The following is a 17,794-nucleotide window of genomic DNA, read 5'->3' on the forward strand; positions in this document are numbered from 1 at the left end:
GCCCTTGTCCCCGGCCTCCCGTACCTCCGGGCTGCGGAAACCCGTTGTTCGCCCGCGGGGAGGCGGAGCTCGCGTCGCCGATGACCCGGGTCATCGGTCCTTCGGGTCCAGCAGCCACAGTGCGATCACGACGAGGAAGGACAGGACCAGGAATCCCGCGCCCCACCAGGCCGTGCCCGCGTCGCCCTTCATCCACTCGTTGACGGTGACGGTCAGCGCCCAGAGCTGTCCGACGACGACGGTCAGGGCCAGGGTCAGGCGGGCGTTCAGCTTCGAGGACCGCTCCGGCTCCTGCTCGCCGCCGGCTCCCGGGCCGGGGCCCGTGTGCCGGATCCGCGGGTCTCCGTAGCCGCTGGTGGAGCGGATCTGCGGATACCGCTCCCGCACCGGACGGTTCAGCCGGGGCCTGGCACTGCCCGGCCGGTAGTCCGGGCGCGGAGGGATCTGTGCCCCGCTCATGTCCGCCCCCGCTCGGTCGTGGCGCCGCCGTTCGCGCCCGGGCACTCCAGCTGCCGGGTCACCGCGGGGCGGGAGTCGCCGAACTGCCGGCAGAGCGCCTCCCGGGCCGACTCTCCCGACCGGGCGGTGGCGATGGCCCAGACACTGCCGTCGGCCCGCTCGGTCAGGAAGATCCTGGGGAGGGGACGGGGCGGCGGGCCCGCGGTCACCTCTCCGGTGCGGGCGTCGAAGACTCCCTCGTGGCAAGGGCAGTACAGCTCCCCGTCGGCGCCCCGGTCCTCGCGCCACAGCACGGCGCAGGCCAGGTGGGTGCAGACGGCGGAGTAGCCGACGAGGGAACCGTCGGTCAGCCGCACGGCGAGGGCCCGGTCCTCGTCGCCGGGGAACCGGAAGGCCGCCGACCGGCCGGGCGCCAGCTGGTCGGTGACCAGCCGGGGCTCGGGCAGTGTCTCGCTGTCGCCGTCCCGGTGCAGGATGCCGGCGGCGACGCCGATGCCGCCGACGGCCAGGCCGCCGGAGACGGTGGCGACGATCCGCAGGTAGTCGCGGCGGGTGGTGAGGGAGTCGGCGCTGATCCGTTCGCGCAGCTGCTCGGCGGCGTCGTCGCCGTCGGCCTGCGGACCGGGTCCGGGAGAGGGAGGGGGGTGTTCGGTGAGGCTCATCGGACGTCGACTCCATTCACCTCTACGACGGGCAGCCCGCCGGGGACGGGCCACTGGACCTTGTCGGCGGGGACGACCATCGCCACCCCGGTCGTGACCATCACGTCGCCGAAGGCGAAGGAGTCGGCCACCTGGACGCCGGGACGCTCGGCCTGGAGCTCTTCGAGGGTTCCGTAGAAGAGCGCGCCGGTGGGGCAGACGGTGGCGCACATGGGGGCGAGGCCGTAGGCGGTGCGGTCGTAGCAGAGGTTGCACTTCATCTGGAGCTTCGCCTGGAGGTCGATCTTGGGAACGCCGAAGGGGCAGGCGTTGACGCAGTTGGCGCAGCCGATGCAGCGGGTGGTGTCGGCCTGCTGGACCACGCCGTCGGCGGTCACCAGGATCGCGTCGGCGGGACAGACCTCGGCGCAGGGGGCGACCGGGTCCTCGCAGTGCATGCAGACGGTCGGAAGGGAGGCGACGGACACGCCCGGTTCGGTGTAGTCCAGGTGGATCATCGACTTGCCTCGGTGGGAGTCGCATTCGCGGCAGGCCGAGACGCAGGCCTGGCAGCCGATGCAGCGGCCCGGGTCGATGAAGATCGTGCGGCCCATCATGGCGGGTCAGCTCCTCTCCGCCGTGCCGCGTCCCTGCGAGGACGTGGGGGGCAGGGGGTCGGCACGGGAGACCTGGGTCTCCGGGTAGGCCTCGTGGCCCGGGGCCGTGGGAGGCGCGGGGACCTCGTCGACGCGGTCGGCGGGCTCGATCCGGGCGGCGCACACCTTGTACTCCGGGATCTTCGAGCGGGGGTCGAGGGCGTCGATGGTCAGGGCGTTCGCGGCCGTCGGTACGGGCCAGTGGTAGGGGATGAAGACCGTGTCCGGGCGGATGGCCTCGGTGACCAGGGCCGGGAAGACCTCGCTGCCGCGCCGGGTGACCACCCGCACCGGGTCGCCGTTGCGGTAGCCGTGCGAGGGGTGGACCTCCACCCAGGGACGCGGGGTCTGTTCGACCAGGGCACCCAGGCGGCGGGTCTGGTTGCCGGAGAGGAAGTGCGCGACGGTGCGGCCGGTGGTGAGGGAGAGCGGGTACTCCTCGGTGTAGGGGTCCACGGGCGCGTGCCACTCGACGACCTGCAGGTGGACCTTGCCGTCGGGGTGGTAGGTCCGGCCGCCCTCGAACAGCCTTGGTGTTCCCGGGTGTTCGAGGGAGGGGCAGGGCCACGCGATTCCGCCGGTCTCCTCCAGCCGTTCGTAGGTGATCCCGAAGTAGTCGTTGACCGTGCCGGCGGAGGCGAGGCGCAGCTCGTCGAACACCTCGCGGGAGCCGGCGAAGGCGAACTTGTCACCGGCTCCGAGCCGGCGTGCGAGCTCGCACATCACCCAGGTGTCGGTTCGCACCCCGGCGGGGGGCTCCTGCGCCTTGTTGTGCTTGACCACGCGGGCCTCGGTGTTCGCCATGACGCCCTCGTCCTCCGCCCACACGGTGACCGGGAAGACCACGTGTGCGTTGGCCGCGGTCTCGGAGAGGAAGAAGTCGAACTGCGCGTGGAATTCGAGGGTGTCGTAGCCCTCCTTGACCGTCCGGTAGTTGGGGAGCGACACGAAGGGGTTGTTGCAGATGCCGATCAGACCGCGGATCTCTCTCCGTTGCATCTGCCAGACCATCTCCATCATGGAGGTGCCGGCTTGCGGGAGGTCCGACTCCTCGATGCCCCAGATCCGGGAGATCTGGCGGCGGTGCTCCTCGTTCAGGATGGACCGGCCGCCGGGAAGGAGGTCCGCCTTCTGGCCGTGCTCGCGGCCGCCCTGACCGTTGCCCTGGCCGGTGATGGTGCCGTAGCCGGCTCCCGGTTTGCCGAGGTTTCCGGTGGCCACGCACAGGTTGATGATGGACAGGCAGTTCTCGACGCCCTGCGAGTGGTGTTCCACCCCGCGGGCGTGGAAGGCCATGGCCTTGGCCGCGCGTCCGAAGGTGCGGGCGACCCGGACGATCTGTTCCTCGGGTACGCCGCAGATCTCGGCCGCGCGGGAGGGCGGGTAGCCCTGGACGGCCTCCCGGACCTCGTCCCAGCCCGTGGTGTGCGCCGCCAGGTAGGGCTCGTCGGTCAGGCCCTCGGCGATGATCACGTTCAGCACGGCGTTGAAGAAGGCCGAGTCGGTGCCGGGCCTGAGGGCGACGTGGATGTCGGCGGTGCGGGCGACGGCCGTCTCGCGCGGGTCGACGACGATCAGCGAGGCGCCCCGGTCGCGGGCTCCCCAGACGTACTGGGTCATCACGGGGAAGCACTCGCCCACGTTCGACCCGGCGATCAGCAGGCAGTCGGTGAGGAGGATGTCGGAGAAGGGGTTGCCGGCCCGGTCGATGCCGAAGGCGAGCTTGTTGGCGCCCGCCGCGCTGACCATGCACAGGCGGCCGTTGTAGTCGACGTGCCGGGTCTTCAGCGCGACCCGGGCGAACTTGCCGACCAGGTAGGTCTTCTCGGAGTACAGGCTGGCGCCGCCGAGCAGCCCGAAGGCGTCGTTGCCGTGGGCCCCCTGGATGCGGCGGATCTCGGCGACGGTGAAGTCGAGGGCCTCGTCCCAGGAGGCCTCACGGAACTCCTCGTCCCGGGAGCGCCGCATGAGCGGCGCGGTCAGCCGGTCGGGGTGGTTGACCTGCTGATAGGCGTTGATGCCCTTGGGGCACAGCCGCATCCGGTTGATGTCGTGGTTGCGGGGCTCCACGCCGAAGACCTTGCCGGCCCGGTCCACGCGCAGGTACATCCCGCACTGCACGCCGCAGAAGCAGCAGTGGGTGGGGACGAGGGTCTCGCCGTTCTGGTCGGCGTGCCACTGGTCGGCGGGGATGCCGCCCGCGTCGCGGAAGGTGCGGGTGCCGGGCGGGGCGATCGAAGGGTCCAGGGGCAGCGGAACGGGGCCGGCGGGTTCCGTCGCGGTCACTTGAAGCCCCTCTTGACCTGGGTCAGGTAGGCGTTGCCCCGCAGTACCCGTTTGCAGCGCGGGCAGTATTCGACGAAGGCGTTGAAGTCGAGCTTCAGGTCCTGCATCGTGCCGCGCAGGTTCTCCACGTACGGGGTGGTGTCGACGGGCTCGCCGCACCGCTTGCAGGCGAAGACCTGCTCGTCCTGCCGCGCCGTGTACTTGAACAGCTGCATGCCGACCGCGGCCGGGCGCTGGACGATGTGGAAGAACTTCCCGAACGGGATGTAGATGAGGGTGAACACCACCGACACCATGTGCAGGACGGCCAGGAACTCGTAGCCGCCGCCGTGCAGGAAGATCGACGAGAAGGTCAGCAGCAGCCCCGTCACGGAGATCACGATCAGGCAGATCAGTGGCAGCAGGTCGTAGGCGAAGCGCTGGCCGGTGATGGCGCCCCGGTCCTTCATCCTGCGCCACAGGAAGTACGAGGCACCGGGGATGACCAGCACGGCGGCGATGTCCAGGCCGTGGAACATCAGCTGGCCCACGATGTCCAGCGAGTCGAAGCCGAGGACCTTGAACCCCCAGATCCGCATCTCGTAGCCGGGGCCGGAGCCGCTGTCGGAGGTGAAGGTGAACCAGCCCCAGGTCAGCGGGAAGGTGATGAGCGCCGCCAGGATGCAGCCCCAGAAGATGAGCTGGTGGGCGGCCCAGCGGCCGCGCGAGCGGGCGCCGAGGAACTTCTGGAGGCCGAGGTAGGTGGCGGTCATCTTCGGCAGGGCGGTGGGCGCCCGGCGGAAGTTGTCGGCCGAGAAGAGGCTGCCGAACCCCTTCCTGAAGAGGCGGCGCGCGCCGGGCGCGGAGACCCAGACCGTGTACCGGTGGGCCACGCCGAAGGCCAGGAAGACGGTGGCGACGGCATACGGCAGCAGCGCGGCGTCGAAGTCGCGCAGCATCCGGCTGCCCAGCACGATCGCGGCGACCAGCAGGAGGGAGACGACGGTGCCGGCCAGGGTGGCCCGGGCGGCGACCGACCGCCGGCTGCCCGGGCCGGGATCCGGCGGCGCCGTGGCCGGCGGGCCCTCAGCGGCCTCGGCGGAGCCGGGGCCCCCGGAGGGAGGGTTCGGCTCGGCGAGGGCTTCTGATGGCTCGGGCACAGCCCCACGCTAGGTGATCTGTGAGTATTCAGCCCGCTATGAGGCATTTCCGATGGGGCCGAACGGGGTCACACCGCCACCGGGCCGCCCGCCTCGGAAATCTCCCCGGCCCCGGCCGCCCGCTCCTCCGTTCTCCCGCGCCTCGGCGAGAATCTCCGACCCTCAAGGGCCCGGGACGAGCCCGGGCCCTTGACCGCGGGAACCCGCTCAGCCGCGCCGGGCGCGCCCGAGCCGGAAGGCCGCGTAGAGGGCGGCGGAGGCCAGGGCCAGCACGATGGAGGTTTCGACGAGCTGCGTCAGCCAGTAGTGCGAGATCGGGTGGAAGTCGGTGTACCAGCCGGTGACGTTCAGGTCGACGGGGCAGTCCTGCAGGCTGTGGGTCCGCTGGAAGCAGACGTATCCGGGCAGGCGTTCGCCCGTGGCGGTGAGGTATCCCGAATCCACCAGCATGGCCGACCCGGGCATCCGCCCCGCCAGGCTCCCGGACAGGGGCCCGGTAGTGGTCTCCACGGAAAGGAGCGACCACCGCACGGCGCCGAGGCACAGCAGCACCAGGCCGGTGAGGAGGCCGGTGACCGCCATGGCGACGAGGGTGCGCCGGATCAGCTGCCCCACGAGTGCTCCGACGGCGACGGCGAGCAGGCAGTAGCCGATGAGCACCGGGCCGCCCGCTTCGTACGGTCCTCGATCGGCCCAGTGGAACTGGTAGGAGCCGTACACCCGGGACCAGCCGAGGCGGTAGACCCCGGCCAGCGCGGCCGAACCGAGCACGGCGACCGCCGCGGCCACGACGACCTTCGCACCGAGCCAGGCCCTCGGCGTGATCGACTGGGAGAGGGCGAGCCGCCACGTGCCGCTCTCCAGCTCACGGGCGATCATCGGGCCGGCCACGAAGGCCCCCACCAGCAGCGGCAGGAACAGCAGTACCCCGCCCGCCCACTCCATACAGATCCGCAGCAGGCTGTACGCGTGGTTCGGGGTCTGCGTCATCACCCCGTCGGCGTCCGGGTCCACGGCCCACACGCGCAGGGCGACCACCGCGGCGAGGCCCGCGACCGCGGCCGAGGGAAGCACCCACAGCACGCGCCGGTGCTGGCGGACCGTGACCCAGTACGGGCCCTTCAGTGCAGGCAGGCTCATGCCGTCACCCCTGCGGTGCCGATGGAGCCGTCGAGGGACCCGTCGGCGGCGAAGGCCGGCGCGTCGGGCGAACGCAGGTGGGCGAGCAGGAGTTCCTCCAGGAAGGGACGTGTCGTCTGCCAGGTCCCGCTGTCGACGGTTCCCCGCGGCCGTACGAGCGCGGTGAGCAGGCGCCCGGTGACGCGGGTCTCGACGACGGTGTGCGCGGCGAGTTCGGCGGAAGCGGCGGCGGGGCCGGTGAGTAGCAGATGGGCCGCCTGGACCTCGTCGATGGGGCCGGAGAGACGGACCCGGCCGCCGTCGACGAGCAGCAGGTGGTCGCAGGCGCCCTCCAGCTCCGTGAGGATGTGCGAGGACATCACGACGGAGGTGCCGTGCTCGGCGGCGTCGGCCATGAGGGTGCCCATGAGCTGGTGCCGGGCGAGCGGGTCGAGGTCGGCCATCGGCTCGTCCAGCAGGAGCAGGTCGGGGCGCTTGCCGAGGGCCAGGGCCAGGGCGACCCGGGTGCGCTGGCCGCCGGAGAGGGTACGGACCCTGGCGCCCTGGTCGAGCGCCCCGCCCTCCACGATCCGCTCCGCCGCCTTCGCGTCCCAGCGGCCGGGGTTGAGCTCGCGTCCCATGCGCAGGGTCTCGGCGACGGTGAGCTGCGGGTAGAGGGGCTTGTCCTGGCCCACGTACGCCACTGCCTCGCGGGGCGCCGTGCGGAGCGCGCCCTCCGTGGGCTGCACGAGCCCGGCCGCGATGCTCAGCAGTGTTGATTTTCCGGCGCCGTTGGGACCCACGAGCGCGCACACCCGGCCCTCGGGGAGCCGGAAGGAGCAGTCGCGCAGCGCCCAGCCTCCCCTGCGTCCGTAGCGCAGGCCGAGGCCCTGCGCCTCTATCACCGGTTCGGTCATGAGTCGCCGTCCCCCTTGAAGTGTTGTTCCAGTACGGATGCGAAGAGCGCGGCCACGTCGTCCCGTTCCATCCCGGCCTCCCGGGCCCGCCCCGCCCAGTCGGCGAGTTCACCGGCCAGCGGAGAGTCGGTCCGGGCGTCGCCCAGGGACTTCCGGATGAAGGTGCCGAGGCCCCGCCTGGCCTCGACGAGCCCTTCGCGCTCCAGCTCGCGGTACGCCTTGAGGACGGTGTTCGGGTTGATGGCGGTGGCTTCCACGACCTCGCGTGCGGTCGGCAGTTTGTCGCCGGGCTCCAGCAGCCCCAGGCGCAGAGCCTGCTTGGTCTGCTGGACGATCTGCAGGTACGTGGCGATGCCGCTGCGACGGTCGATCCGGTATGCGAGCACGACAACACCACCCTTTCACTAGGTAAGTAGTGAAAGGGTGGTGCAGGGCGGCGCCCCTGTCAACCGATCCGGGCGACAAGATCAGGAAGAGCCCCCCCACGCCCCCCTGGCGGGGCACGGTGGCGGGCGGGCGGCGTCCCGGGCGGGAGTCCGCCGGGCGGCCGGTGTTCCCGCGCATCCGCCCGGGGCACACGGGCCCCGCGGGCAGCGCGTCCGGCCTGCCGGAGGTCTTCGCCTCTGGTCTCCTGGCCGGTATGGCCTACTCCCCCATGACCGCCCGCAGCCCCGGCGAGCTCCACCGGGCCGCCACCCCGCTGGAGCTGTTCTTCGACCTCTGCTTCGTCGTCGCCATCGCGCAGGCGGGCGCCCGGCTGGTGCACTCGCTCGCGGAGGGCCATCCCGGCGCCGGGGTCGTCGGCTACTTCTTCGTCTTCTTCGGCGTGTGGTGGGCCTGGATGAACTTCACCTGGTTCGCCTCGGCGTACGACGTGGACGACGTCCCGTACCGGATCGCGACGCTCATGCAGATCGCGGGCGTGCTCGTGTACGCGGCCGGGGTGAGCCGGGCCTTCGACGACAACGACTGGGCGGTCGCCGTCACCGGCTACATCATCATGCGCGTCGCCCTGACGGCCCAGTGGCTGCGGGCCGCCTCCGGGGAACAGGGCGAGGCCCGGGCGGCAGCGCTGAAGTACGCGGCCGGGCTGGTGATCTGTCAGCTGGGCTGGATCGGCCTGCTGTTCGTCCCCGACGACCTCAAGCGCTGGACGTTCCTCGTCCTGCTCGTCGCCGAGCTGGCGGTTCCGGTCATCGCCGAACGCGGGCACCAGACGCCCTGGCACGCGCACCACATCGTGGAGCGGTACGGCCTGTTCACCATCATCGTGCTCGGCGAGACGATCGCCGCGGCCACGGTGGCCGTCAAGTCCGGGATCGACGAGCACGAGGCGCTGGACCGGCTGCTGCCCATCGCCGCGGGCGGTCTGCTGATCGTCTTCGCCGCGTGGTGGATCTACTTCGCCGTACCGATGCACGAGCACCTGAGGTCCAACCGCGAGGCCATCCCGTGGGGCTACGGGCACCTGCTGATCTTCGCCTCGGGCGCGGCGATCGGCGCCGGCATCGAGGTCGCCGTCGAGCACGCGGTCGGCAAGGCGCACATCTCCCAGGTCGCCGCGAACGCCTCCGTCATGGTCCCGACCGCGCTGTTCCTGCTGATGGTGTGGCTGCTGCACTCCCGCCACTTCAAGCGCGGCCCCGCCCAGCAGCTGGTCCTGCCGGTGTCGGCCCTCGTGACGCTCGCCTGCACCTGGACGGGCACCCACGCCGTGCTGTGGGCGGGTCTGGTCGGGGTGCTGACGGTGACGGCCGGCCTGCTCCTCTCCACACGGTTCGGGGCCACCTCCGCCGCCTGACTCCCTCCTCGTTCCTCCCGCGCGCCCGCGCACCGCCCACCCCGCACCGCGCACCGCACCCCGCACCCCGCACCCCGCACCCCGCACCCGCCGAACCGTCACTCCCGCGCCCCCGCCGCCGTTCTCCAGCGCAGAACGACGCGCACCGACTGGAGGCCCTGCCATGACACTCCCGGCACAACGCCACGGCACCGACCCCGGCAGGGAGCTGGCCGAGCCAGGCTTCTGGCAGCAGCCCCCCGCCCACCGCCTCGCCGCCTTCGCCCGGCTGCGCGCCGCCGACGGCCCGGTGCTCGTCCCCGAAGGGAGCGGCCCCGGCCACTGGGCCCTCGTACGCCACGCCCAGGTGCAGGAGGCCAGCCGCCTCCCCAAGGTCTTCGCCAGCGCCCCCGGGGTCACCACCCCCGAGCCGGCCCGCTGGGTCAGGGCCCTCTTCGGGGACTCGATGGTCAATCTGGACGGCCCCGACCACGCCCAGCTGCGCAAGATCGTCCAGCGCGCCTTCACGCCCCGCCTGCTGGCGGCCGCCGAGGAGGACATCCACGCCGTGGCCGCCCGCATCGTGGACGACGTACTGGATGAGCAGCCCGACGAGTTCGTCTCCGCCGTGGCCTCCCGGCTGCCCCTGGAGGTCATCTGCAACATGATGGGCATCCCGGAGCACTACCGCGCCGAGATCGCCGACCGCGTCAACCACGCCTCCGAGAACATCGGCGTGGAGCGGGGCCTGGCCTCCCGGCTGCGGATGCCCGGGCGCGGGCTGCGCGCGCTCGCCCGTATGCAGCGGATGGTGGCGGGCATCGGGCGGGAGCGGCGCAAGAACCCCACCGACGACCTGATCTCGGCGCTGGTCTGCGCGAACGTCGACGGCCAGGCCCTCGGGGCCCGCCAGCTCGGCGCCTTCTTCTCGCTGTTGATGGTCGCGGGGGTGGAGACCACCCGCAACGCCATCACCCACGGCCTGACCCTGCTGACCGACCATGCGGACCAGCGGGACCTGCTGCTCTCGGACTTCGAGAAGTACGCGGACGGCGCGGTGGACGAGATGATCCGCCACTCGACGCCGATCATCCAGTTCCGCCGAACGGTGGCCGCCGAACACACGATGGACGGGCACGTGTTCCGGCCGGGCGACAAGGTGGTCCTGTACTACGCCTCCGCCAACCGCGACGAGGCGGTCTTCCCCGACCCCGATGCCTTCGTCATCACCCGATCGCCCAATCCGCACCTGGGGTTCGGCGGCGGCGGCCCGCACTTCTGCCTGGGCGCGCACCTGGCCCGGGTGGAGATGAAGGCCCTCTTCCGCGAACTGCTCACCCGGCCGGTCGGGCTGCGGGCCGTGGGGCTGCCCGACCTGGCGGGGTCGAACTTCGACAACCGGGTCCGCTCGCTGAAGTTCGCCTTCGAGCGGCCCTGACGGCGCGGAGCCGGCCGGGAGACCGGCCACCGGGCAGGCTGGGAGCCCGGCGGCCGGAGCGGGTGGTGGCGCCCGGCCCCGTGGCTACCGCTGCACGCGCCGCACGGCGAGCACGCAGTGGGCGCTGCTGGTGAGCACCGACTCGTCGCCCGCGAAGGCCTGCAGGGTCTCCGGCGCGACCGGCCGGCCCGGGACCGCCTCCGGCCAGGCGCGGGTGGCGAAGAGGAAGTACGCCTGCCCGCTCTCGTCCGCCGCGGCCACCCACTCGTCGGGGGCGGTGCAGCGCGCGTTCATCCCGGGCAGGGTGAGCGCGATCTGGTTGCCCTCCAGCAGGATCTGCACCGGGAAGGTGGCCGCCTTGAGGGTGCCGTCCATGACCACGTCCCCGATGGGCAGGCCGATCTCCTCCAGCAGTCCGCGGGCCGCCGCCTCCCCGGCCTCCCGGCCCTGCGGTCCGTCACCCAGGGTGTAGGCGAGGAGGTAGGGGATGTCGTGCGCCTCTTCGGGGTCTCCGATCCAGGCGAGCACCGAAAGAGTGCCGAGCTGGGACCGGTCGATTTCGGCTTGAGTAGAAGTCATGCGCGCACCCTAGTGGTCTCGCTGCCGGGCCTTTCACGGCCCTTCACCCGGGCGGGCTAGACGGCCCAGAATCCCTCTCCGGAATTCGCCTGCATGTTCGCGTCCTGGTACTCCAGCCGCACAATGCGCGCGCTTTCCGGAATTTCGAACACCACCCACCCCTCGACCCGCTCACCGACCTCCAGGGAATCAAAAACGATCGGTTTGCCGGTCGTCAGCTCGCCGGTCTTCACCACCGGGTGACGCTGCCCCGCGCTGTCGTGCGCCCACATGCGTCCGAGCGCCCCGTACGAGGCTCCGCCCACGTTGACGAACGACATCGAGGCGGCCACCCAGCGCTTCCCGGCGGGCGGGACGAAGTTCTTCTCCACGCTGACCGCAGGGTCCACGAACGCCCCGAGGTCGACCTGCAGGTGCCGTCCGACCTGCCTGCCGTGCACCCGTACGGGGTCACCCACATGAGCATCCTTCACCCCGGGCCGCCCGGGGGCCCCCGCAGCGCCCGGCGGCGCCCCGTCGTCCACCGGGATCGCGGGCGCTGCGGCGGGAGCGAGCGCGTCTCCCTCGGGAGCGCTCTGGCAGGCGGCGGCACCGAACAGCAGGAGCGGGAGCAGGGCGAGGGCGGGGAGGGCGGGCTGGCGCATGCAAGATCCCTTCGGGGACGTATTGCGGCCAGTTTCACGCCCCCGGACAGGAAATTGGGCACAACGACACGAGCGCACGGAGCAAGTGCGTACGCCCGGCTGCCAGCACAATGCGTTCCGGCGGAATCCCGCCGCCCGCACCCATCTGGAGGAAGAATGCGCATCTCCGCCCGCCGAATGACCCTGACGGCCTTCTCCGCACTGGCCGCCAGCACGCTCTTCACCGCCCCCGCCGGCGCCACCGTTTTCAATCAGGCGATTTCCGTGCACCACGACGCCTACGTCGCCGAGGACGGCTCCGTCACCCTTTCCGGGATGTACCACTGCGAGCAGGCGTCACCCATGGGGGCGATGCAGATCAAGGCGACCCTCGCGCAGGGTGACGGCGGCCGGCTGAGCATCGGCGCGGAGCAGATCGTCTGCGACGGCCAGGAGCGGCGCTGGGTCGCCAACGCGCCGGGCGCCTTCGTGAACGTGCGCCCGGGCCGCGCGGTGGTCACCGCGGAGCTCCAGGAGGTCCGGCTCTCCGGCCTGATGCCCAAGTCGGTCGCCACCGTCGCCCAGGACCGGCAGGACGTCGAGATCCGCAGGCACTGAGCGGTGCGGGAACCCGGCACGCGCCCGTCCGGTGGCCGCCGCTACCGGCAGTCGGGAGCGACGTCCGTCATCGACATGAAGGCCACCGACTGGCACGCGGGGTCCGCGTGCGGCCGCCCCGTCGCCCAGTCGACAACGGCCGGCACCCCGGCCACGAGCAGCAGCACGGCCAGGGCGCCCGTCACGGCGGCCTTGGTCAGCCCGCGCACAACACGATCCGTTCCATGGCTCGCATCATCGCCCCGCCCCCGGCGCCTCACAACCCGGGGTGACCGGCCGGTCACCCCGCGCTCCGGGGGCTGCCGCCGGCGTCGAACTCGCACCACACGGCCTTGCCGTCGCCGCGGGACTCCACGCCCCAGTGCGTGGCAAGCGCGTCCACCAGCAGCAGCCCGCGCCCCGTGGTGGCCGCCTCGCCCGGGGAGCGCCTGCGCGGCCACACGCTGGAGCGGTCCTTGACCCACAGCCGGATCCGCCGGACCGGCTCCGGCAGCACCTCCATCGTCAGCACCGCCCCGCCGTCGGTGTGCAGCAGGGCGTTGACCAGCAGTTCCCCGGCTGCCACCTCCACATCGTCGGCGAGTTCCGGCATGCCCCAGTCGCGCAGGGCCTGGCGCAGGGCATAGCGGGCCTCGGACAGGCCCTCCGGGTCGGCCTGGTGGACGTACTGGTGGATGCGCGGCGCCCGGTGGGTGCCCGGGTCGGGGGCCCGGCGCAGCACCAGCAGGGCCACGTCGTCCCCGGATCCCCAGCGCTCCCAGAGCCGGTCCGAGAGGTGGTCGGCGAGCGCCCCGGCGCCCTGGGGGCCGCTGCGCACCGCCTGGGCGAGGGCGTCCATCCCGGCGGTGATGGTGGTGCCCGGCTCCTCCACCAGGCCGTCCGTGCACAGCACCATCGTCTCCCCGGGGACCAGGTCGAGCCGGGTCTCGGGGAACTCCTCGTGCTCGAAGAACGAAGCCAGCCCGAGCGGCAGGCCGCCGCGCACATTGGGCCAGCCCGTACGCCCGTCCGTGTGCCGGATCAACGGCCCGAGGTGGCCCGCGCGGACCGCCCGTACGCCTCCGGTCTCCAGGTCCACCTGTGCGTACATGCAGGTGGCGAAGCGTTCCGTGTCCAGTTCGGCGAGGAAGCGCGAGGCCCGGGCCAGCACGGTGGACGGGGGATGGCCCTCCCCCGCGTACGCCCGCAGCGCGATCCGCAGCTGGCCCATGATGGCGGCCGCGTGCGTGTCGTGGCCCTGGACGTCGCCCACCACGACGCCGACGCGGTCGCGGGGCAGCGCGATCACGTCGTACCAGTCACCGCCGACCTCCCGGCCGCTCCAGGCGGCGTGGTAGCGGACCGCGATCTCCCCGCCGCTGATCTCCGGGATCCGGCGCGGCAGCATGGAGGCCTGCAGCCCGGTCGCGAACTCCCGCTCCTGGTCGAAGAGGAGCGCCCGCTGGAGGGACTGGGCCACGATGCCGGCCAGGCCCAGGCAGAGGTTGCGCTCCTCCGGGCTGAACTCGGTGCGCTGCCGGTAGAAGAGGACCAGCCCGCCGATGGCCTTGGCCTGCGCGATCAGCGGCAGATAGGCCGCCGCGTCGAACCGGATCCGGTGCAGGTAGTCCGCGAGGAGCGGGAACTCGCCGCCGAGCTCGGTGAGCGAGGTGACGAAACGTGCCTGCCGGGTGAGCACCGTGTGCGAGAGCGGCAGCGAACCGTCCAGCCGGGTGAACCGCCGCTCGCTGAGGATCTCCAGCGACTCCCCGCTCAGCGCGATGATCTTGATGGTGCCGCCCTCGACCAGCCCCAGGGCCAGCCCGTCCGCACCCAGCCGCTCCAGCGCGCCCGCCCCGGTCAGCGCGGCCGTGACGTCGTCGACCGTCACCGCCCGCGACAGGGCCTCCGTGGTCCGCTGCACGATCGTCGCCTGCTGGGCGCGCGCCGCCTCCAGCTTGCGCAGCAGCGTCGCGTGGGCCAGCTCCGCCGTCGCGTCCCGGACGATCCCCACGATCCGCTCCGGCTGCCCCTCGCCGTCCCGGAGCACCCGGCCCGAGGTGTGCGTCCACTGGTCGCGCCCGTCGCGGCGCTGCACCATGAAGTACGCGCCGTAGGTGTCCCCGCCGCCCGCCAGGACCCCGTCGATGATCTCGCCGAGCCGGCCCGCGTCCTCGGGCGGGATGCGCAGTCCGAGACCGGACACGGTGCCGTCGAACTCCTCCGGCCCCAGGTCCAGGACCTCCAGGGCGGACTCGTCCAGCACCACCGACCCGGCACCCAGGTCCCATTCGAGGCTGCCCATGCCGTTGAGCGCGAACCGCTCGCCCGGCACGGTCACCGGGGACGGCCGGACCGGCTCGGGTCCGTCGCGTTCCGCCGCTGCCACGTTCCACACCACCTAACGGCCGGGCCAGCACGGCTGGGAGATCAGCCGCTCCCACTCCTCGTCAGGATGCCCCGGAAGGGTGCGCCCGGCCTCCCGCCAGCGCTTGACCAGGGAGAGGTAGATCGTGGGCTGGTCGGCGGGGGAGGCCGTCGCGTAGGGACCTGCGTACGGGCCCGCGTACGGGGGACGGTCGTGCCCGGCGGCCCTGGCCCTGGCGGGCTGTTCCCCACGACTGGCGGGAATGCGCACCCAGCCGCGGCCCTGCGCTCGCTCCTCGCTCATCACGGACCCCTCTCACCGCGGATCTCACCGCAGAAACGTCTTCGGATGCCCTGGGGGTACCCCCGGAAGGGATCCGGGGGAAGCAGCCCGGCCCGGCCGGGCGGCACCGGGGGAACCCGGCCTCGGACCCCGGGCGCCGAGACGCCTCCGGACTCCTCTCACCAGTCTCCCCGCCGTGAAGCCCGCGCCGTGCACGAATCGCATGGAAGGGCCGAATGAGGGAGCCGTCAGCAGCCCCGCGAAGAACAGACCGGGCCACGAGGACTCGAACCCGGGGGTCAGCTCCGGGGCCCCGCTCTGCCCCGCGGTCTCCAGCGCGGACCGCAGCCCCGCGTCGAGCAGCCCCAGCCGCGCCAGCTCCGGGACGAAACCGGTGGCCGCGATGACGTGCGAGGCGTCCAGCACCACGGATGTGCCCGCCGGGTCGGTCAGCCCGAGCCGGGTCCGCCCGCCCACAGCCACCGCCCGGTGCAGCCGGTGCCCGAGCAATGCGGGGACGCGCCGCTCGAAGCGGTCCCGCAGCCACCAGGCGCCGGCCGGACCCAGCGCGGTCGCCGCGATCCGCTCGCGGGTGGGCGCGGGCAGCCGGCGCACCGCCCCGGGCAGCTCCGACCACACCCAGCTGCGCCAGCCGGTGCCGAGGCCGCTGTGCGGATCGCGCAGGGCGCGCAGCGGGGGCCGGTCCAGCGGCTGCGGGACGCTGTTCCAGTTCAGCCGGGAGCGCCGGGCGACCAGGCAGGGCCGGGCACCCTGCTCGGCCAGCAGGGCGGCGGTCTCCAGGGCCGCCTGCCCGGCCCCGAGCACCGCGACCTCGTGGCCCTCGAACCGGCTCAGGTCCCGGTGGCCGCTGCTGTGCGAGTAGTGGGCGGGCGGCAGCTCCCGCAGCGCCTCGGGGTGGCGGACGAAGGGCATCACCCCGACCGCGAGGGCCACCGTACGCGCGAGCAGGGGCGGTCCCTCGGCGGTGCGGACGAGGAAGCCGTCGCCCTGCGGGGTCACCTCCAGGACGGTCACCTCCTCCACCTCGGGCGCGGCCTGCCGGGCGAACCACATCCCGTACGCGCTGAACGTGCCGATCGGCAGCGGAGTGCCGTGTTCCGCGGTCGTTCCGCGGGTGGCGCAGTATTCGGCCAGCGTGTGCCGCCCGTCCGGCGCGGACAGGTTGGACGACCAGGGCTCCGACTTCAGGTACATGCCGTCGGGCATGTGGTCGCGCCACGAGGCCATGGGCCGCCCCAGCAGCCGTACGTCGAGCCCCGCGGCCGCCGCGTGCGCGGCGATCGACAGTCCGTACGGGCCCGCGCCGATCACCACGAGATCGTCCATCCGCGTCAAGGCCGCTCCTCCAGTTCGATGGTCACCGGCCGTACCGGTCCGCCGCGCCGGGTTCTCTCAACGGGTCACCAGCTCGTCGGGCTCGGCCGGGGCCTCCGGCGGCACGGGACGGGAGGCCGCCGCGGCGGAACCGTCGGCCGACTGGCCACTGCCGCGCTGCCGGGGCGTACGGACGACCGCGCGCGCCGTGCGGCGGCCCTGTTCCGGAACCCCGCGCAGGGCCCGCACCCCCTTCCCCGCTCCGCGCCCCAGCAGGGCGCCGAGCATCGCGAGGAAGGGCAGCAGGTCGTCGGCGGCGAACCAGGCCGTCTCCACCCGCCCCCGCTCGGCGAACCGCTTCGGGGCCGCGCCCCGGCCCTCCCGGTCCGCGCCCGCCCCGGCCGTCCGGGCCGGCCCGGACGACTTGTACGGCTCGGACGGTCCCGGCGCCGCCGGCGACCCCGCCGGATCCGGGGGACCCGCGGGACCCTCGGGACGACCCGCCACCGGGCGGCGCGGCAGCGACCCGCCCCGGACCGTCGCCAGCAGCGCGTAGTTCTCGGCGACGAACACCCGGCCCGGACCTCCCGAGGGGCGCGGGACCTGCTGGCCCGTCAGGTCCAGGTACATCGCCTGTACGACGTCCAGCCCGGCCTCGTCGGCGAACAGCCGGAACTGCGCGCCCGGCCGGGGGTTGAAGTCCACCAGCCGGAAGCAGCCCCGCTCGTCGCGGCGGAAGTCCAGGTCCAGGATCCCCTGGTAGCCGAGCCGTTCGGCGAGCCGCAGCCCGGCCTCCTCCACCGCCGGATCCGGCAGCCAGCGGCCCACGGCCGTCAGCCCCGTCCGCACCGGCCAGGACAGCTCCTTGCGGCCCGAGCCCGCGAGCAGCGGACGCCCGCCGCGCGCGAAGGCGCCGTGGAAGAACCAGTCGGTGTCCGGCCCGGCGGGCAGGAACCGCTGGAGCAGCAGCCGGCTCCCCGCCTCGGCGGAGCGCTCGTAGAGCCGGCGCGCCTCGGCGGGGGTGTGCACGAGCATGGTGCTGCGCAGCCCGTCCGCACCGGCGGGCAGCAGCCAGGGCCGGCTCCACTTGGCGACCACCGGCAGGCCGAGCCGCCAGGCCGCCTCGGCGGCCTCGGCCCCGCTCGCCGGGATCACGGTCTCCGGGTGCGGGACGTCCCACCGCGCGCAGAGCCGCGACAGTTCGGCCTTGTCGGCCACCCGGGCGGGCAGGTTGTCGGGCTGGTGGGGGATCCGGAACCGCTCGCGCAGCATCGGCGCGACCCGGGACACGGCGATGGCACTCAGATCGTCCATGGCGATGAGCACGGCCGGACGCCCGATCCGCTCCGACACCCCGTTCAGGCAGTCCAGCAGCGCCTCGGGCGCCTCGGGGTCCAGCCCGCCCGCCGGACCGGGGTGCGCGGCGCGCAGATACCGCGAACGCACCATGGGGCCTCCCCCGGCCTCGACGACGGCATGGACCTCCACGCCCTTGCGGCCAAGAGATCTGACGGCGCCGAGGGTTCCGTGGTGGAACGGATTCCGATCGAGTCTGAGCACAACGGCGGGCACATG

General features: G+C 73.0%; 18 protein-coding genes. 3 read left to right on the forward strand and 15 right to left on the reverse strand.

The genetic code is table 11. The features are described 5' to 3' along the window. Positions 1-90: 90 nt before the first annotated feature. The 8 genes from OG444_RS16495 to OG444_RS16530 form a co-directional block, all read right to left on the reverse strand. A complete protein-coding gene (locus OG444_RS16495; protein WP_327262896.1) occupies positions 91-459 on the reverse strand; it encodes a hypothetical protein in 369 nt (122 codons plus the stop codon). Then, complete coding sequence (locus OG444_RS16500; protein ID WP_327262897.1) at positions 456-1,121, reverse strand: QcrA and Rieske domain-containing protein; 666 nt, start codon at positions 1,119-1,121, stop codon at positions 456-458. Before OG444_RS16500 ends, OG444_RS16495 begins: the two co-directional genes overlap by 4 nt. Next, on the reverse strand, positions 1,118-1,717 hold the full coding sequence (locus OG444_RS16505; RefSeq protein WP_327262898.1) for a 4Fe-4S dicluster domain-containing protein: 600 nt from the start codon (positions 1,715-1,717) through the stop codon (positions 1,118-1,120). Before OG444_RS16505 ends, OG444_RS16500 begins: the two co-directional genes overlap by 4 nt. A 6-nt stretch (positions 1,718-1,723) precedes the next feature. Further along, entirely contained in the window at positions 1,724-4,042 is a 2,319-nt protein-coding gene (locus OG444_RS16510; protein ID WP_327262899.1) for a molybdopterin oxidoreductase family protein, read from the reverse strand. Further along, positions 4,039-5,181, reverse strand: coding sequence for an MFS transporter (locus OG444_RS16515; RefSeq protein WP_327262900.1), 1,143 nt, complete (start codon positions 5,179-5,181; stop codon positions 4,039-4,041). The genes OG444_RS16510 and OG444_RS16515 overlap by 4 nt, the downstream gene beginning before the upstream one ends. 207 nt (positions 5,182-5,388) lie before the next feature. Beyond that, positions 5,389-6,321: an ABC transporter permease gene (locus OG444_RS16520; RefSeq protein WP_327262901.1), complete on the reverse strand. Its 933-nt coding sequence runs from the start codon at positions 6,319-6,321 to the stop codon at positions 5,389-5,391. Next, entirely contained in the window at positions 6,318-7,217 is a 900-nt protein-coding gene (locus OG444_RS16525; RefSeq protein ID WP_327262902.1) for an ABC transporter ATP-binding protein, read from the reverse strand. The genes OG444_RS16520 and OG444_RS16525 overlap by 4 nt, the downstream gene beginning before the upstream one ends. After that, positions 7,214-7,603 (reverse strand): GntR family transcriptional regulator, encoded by a 390-nt coding sequence (locus OG444_RS16530; RefSeq protein ID WP_327262903.1) that lies wholly within the window; start codon positions 7,601-7,603, stop codon positions 7,214-7,216. The genes OG444_RS16525 and OG444_RS16530 overlap by 4 nt, the downstream gene beginning before the upstream one ends. Positions 7,604-7,857: 254 nt before the next feature. On the opposite strand from OG444_RS16530, the gene OG444_RS16535 reads away from it, so the two are divergent. Both OG444_RS16535 and OG444_RS16540 read left to right on the forward strand, forming a co-directional pair. Then, positions 7,858-9,018 carry a low temperature requirement protein A gene (locus OG444_RS16535; RefSeq protein WP_327262904.1) on the forward strand — a complete coding sequence of 387 codons (1,161 nt, stop codon included), beginning with the start codon at positions 7,858-7,860 and terminating at the stop codon, positions 9,016-9,018. Between the two features lie 163 nt (positions 9,019-9,181). Continuing rightward, on the forward strand, positions 9,182-10,435 hold the full coding sequence (locus OG444_RS16540) for a cytochrome P450 (protein ID WP_327262905.1): 1,254 nt from the start codon (positions 9,182-9,184) through the stop codon (positions 10,433-10,435). A gap of 84 nt (positions 10,436-10,519) precedes the next feature. Here the strand turns inward: OG444_RS16540 and OG444_RS16545 are convergent, their stop codons facing one another. Together OG444_RS16545 and OG444_RS16550 are read right to left on the reverse strand one after the other, a co-directional pair. Beyond that, positions 10,520-11,014, reverse strand: a complete 495-nt coding sequence (locus tag OG444_RS16545) for a DUF5949 family protein (RefSeq protein WP_052872786.1) — start codon at positions 11,012-11,014, stop codon at positions 10,520-10,522. 56 nt (positions 11,015-11,070) lie between these two features. Continuing rightward, on the reverse strand, positions 11,071-11,658 hold the full coding sequence (locus tag OG444_RS16550) for a hypothetical protein (RefSeq protein WP_327262906.1): 588 nt from the start codon (positions 11,656-11,658) through the stop codon (positions 11,071-11,073). A gap of 156 nt (positions 11,659-11,814) precedes the next feature. On the opposite strand from OG444_RS16550, the gene OG444_RS16555 reads away from it, so the two are divergent. Beyond that, positions 11,815-12,255 carry a DUF6299 family protein gene (locus tag OG444_RS16555; protein ID WP_327262907.1) on the forward strand — a complete coding sequence of 147 codons (441 nt, stop codon included), beginning with the start codon at positions 11,815-11,817 and terminating at the stop codon, positions 12,253-12,255. Positions 12,256-12,296: 41 nt separating this feature from the next. Here OG444_RS16555 and OG444_RS16560 read toward each other — a convergent pair whose 3' ends face one another. From OG444_RS16560 to OG444_RS16580, 5 genes are all read right to left on the reverse strand, one after another. Then, positions 12,297-12,464, reverse strand: a complete 168-nt coding sequence (locus OG444_RS16560) for a hypothetical protein (RefSeq protein ID WP_158780874.1) — start codon at positions 12,462-12,464, stop codon at positions 12,297-12,299. A gap of 71 nt (positions 12,465-12,535) precedes the next feature. Further along, positions 12,536-14,623 (reverse strand): SpoIIE family protein phosphatase, encoded by a 2,088-nt coding sequence (locus OG444_RS16565; RefSeq protein ID WP_405789270.1) that lies wholly within the window; start codon positions 14,621-14,623, stop codon positions 12,536-12,538. A 12-nt stretch (positions 14,624-14,635) separates the two neighbouring features. After that, positions 14,636-14,905 (reverse strand): hypothetical protein, encoded by a 270-nt coding sequence (locus OG444_RS16570; RefSeq protein ID WP_327262908.1) that lies wholly within the window; start codon positions 14,903-14,905, stop codon positions 14,636-14,638. 24 nt (positions 14,906-14,929) lie between these two features. Then, the gene (locus OG444_RS16575; RefSeq protein ID WP_327262909.1) at positions 14,930-16,231 is read right to left on the reverse strand and encodes an NAD(P)-binding domain-containing protein; all 1,302 of its coding nucleotides are present in this window, start codon (positions 16,229-16,231) and stop codon (positions 14,930-14,932) included. A 66-nt stretch (positions 16,232-16,297) separates the two neighbouring features. Beyond that, complete coding sequence (locus tag OG444_RS16580; protein WP_442810540.1) at positions 16,298-17,668, reverse strand: carboxylate--amine ligase; 1,371 nt, start codon at positions 17,666-17,668, stop codon at positions 16,298-16,300. Positions 17,669-17,794 lie beyond the last annotated feature (126 nt).

The sequence above is a fragment of the Streptomyces sp. NBC_01232 genome, from assembly GCF_035989885.1.
Classification (GTDB): domain Bacteria; phylum Actinomycetota; class Actinomycetes; order Streptomycetales; family Streptomycetaceae; genus Streptomyces.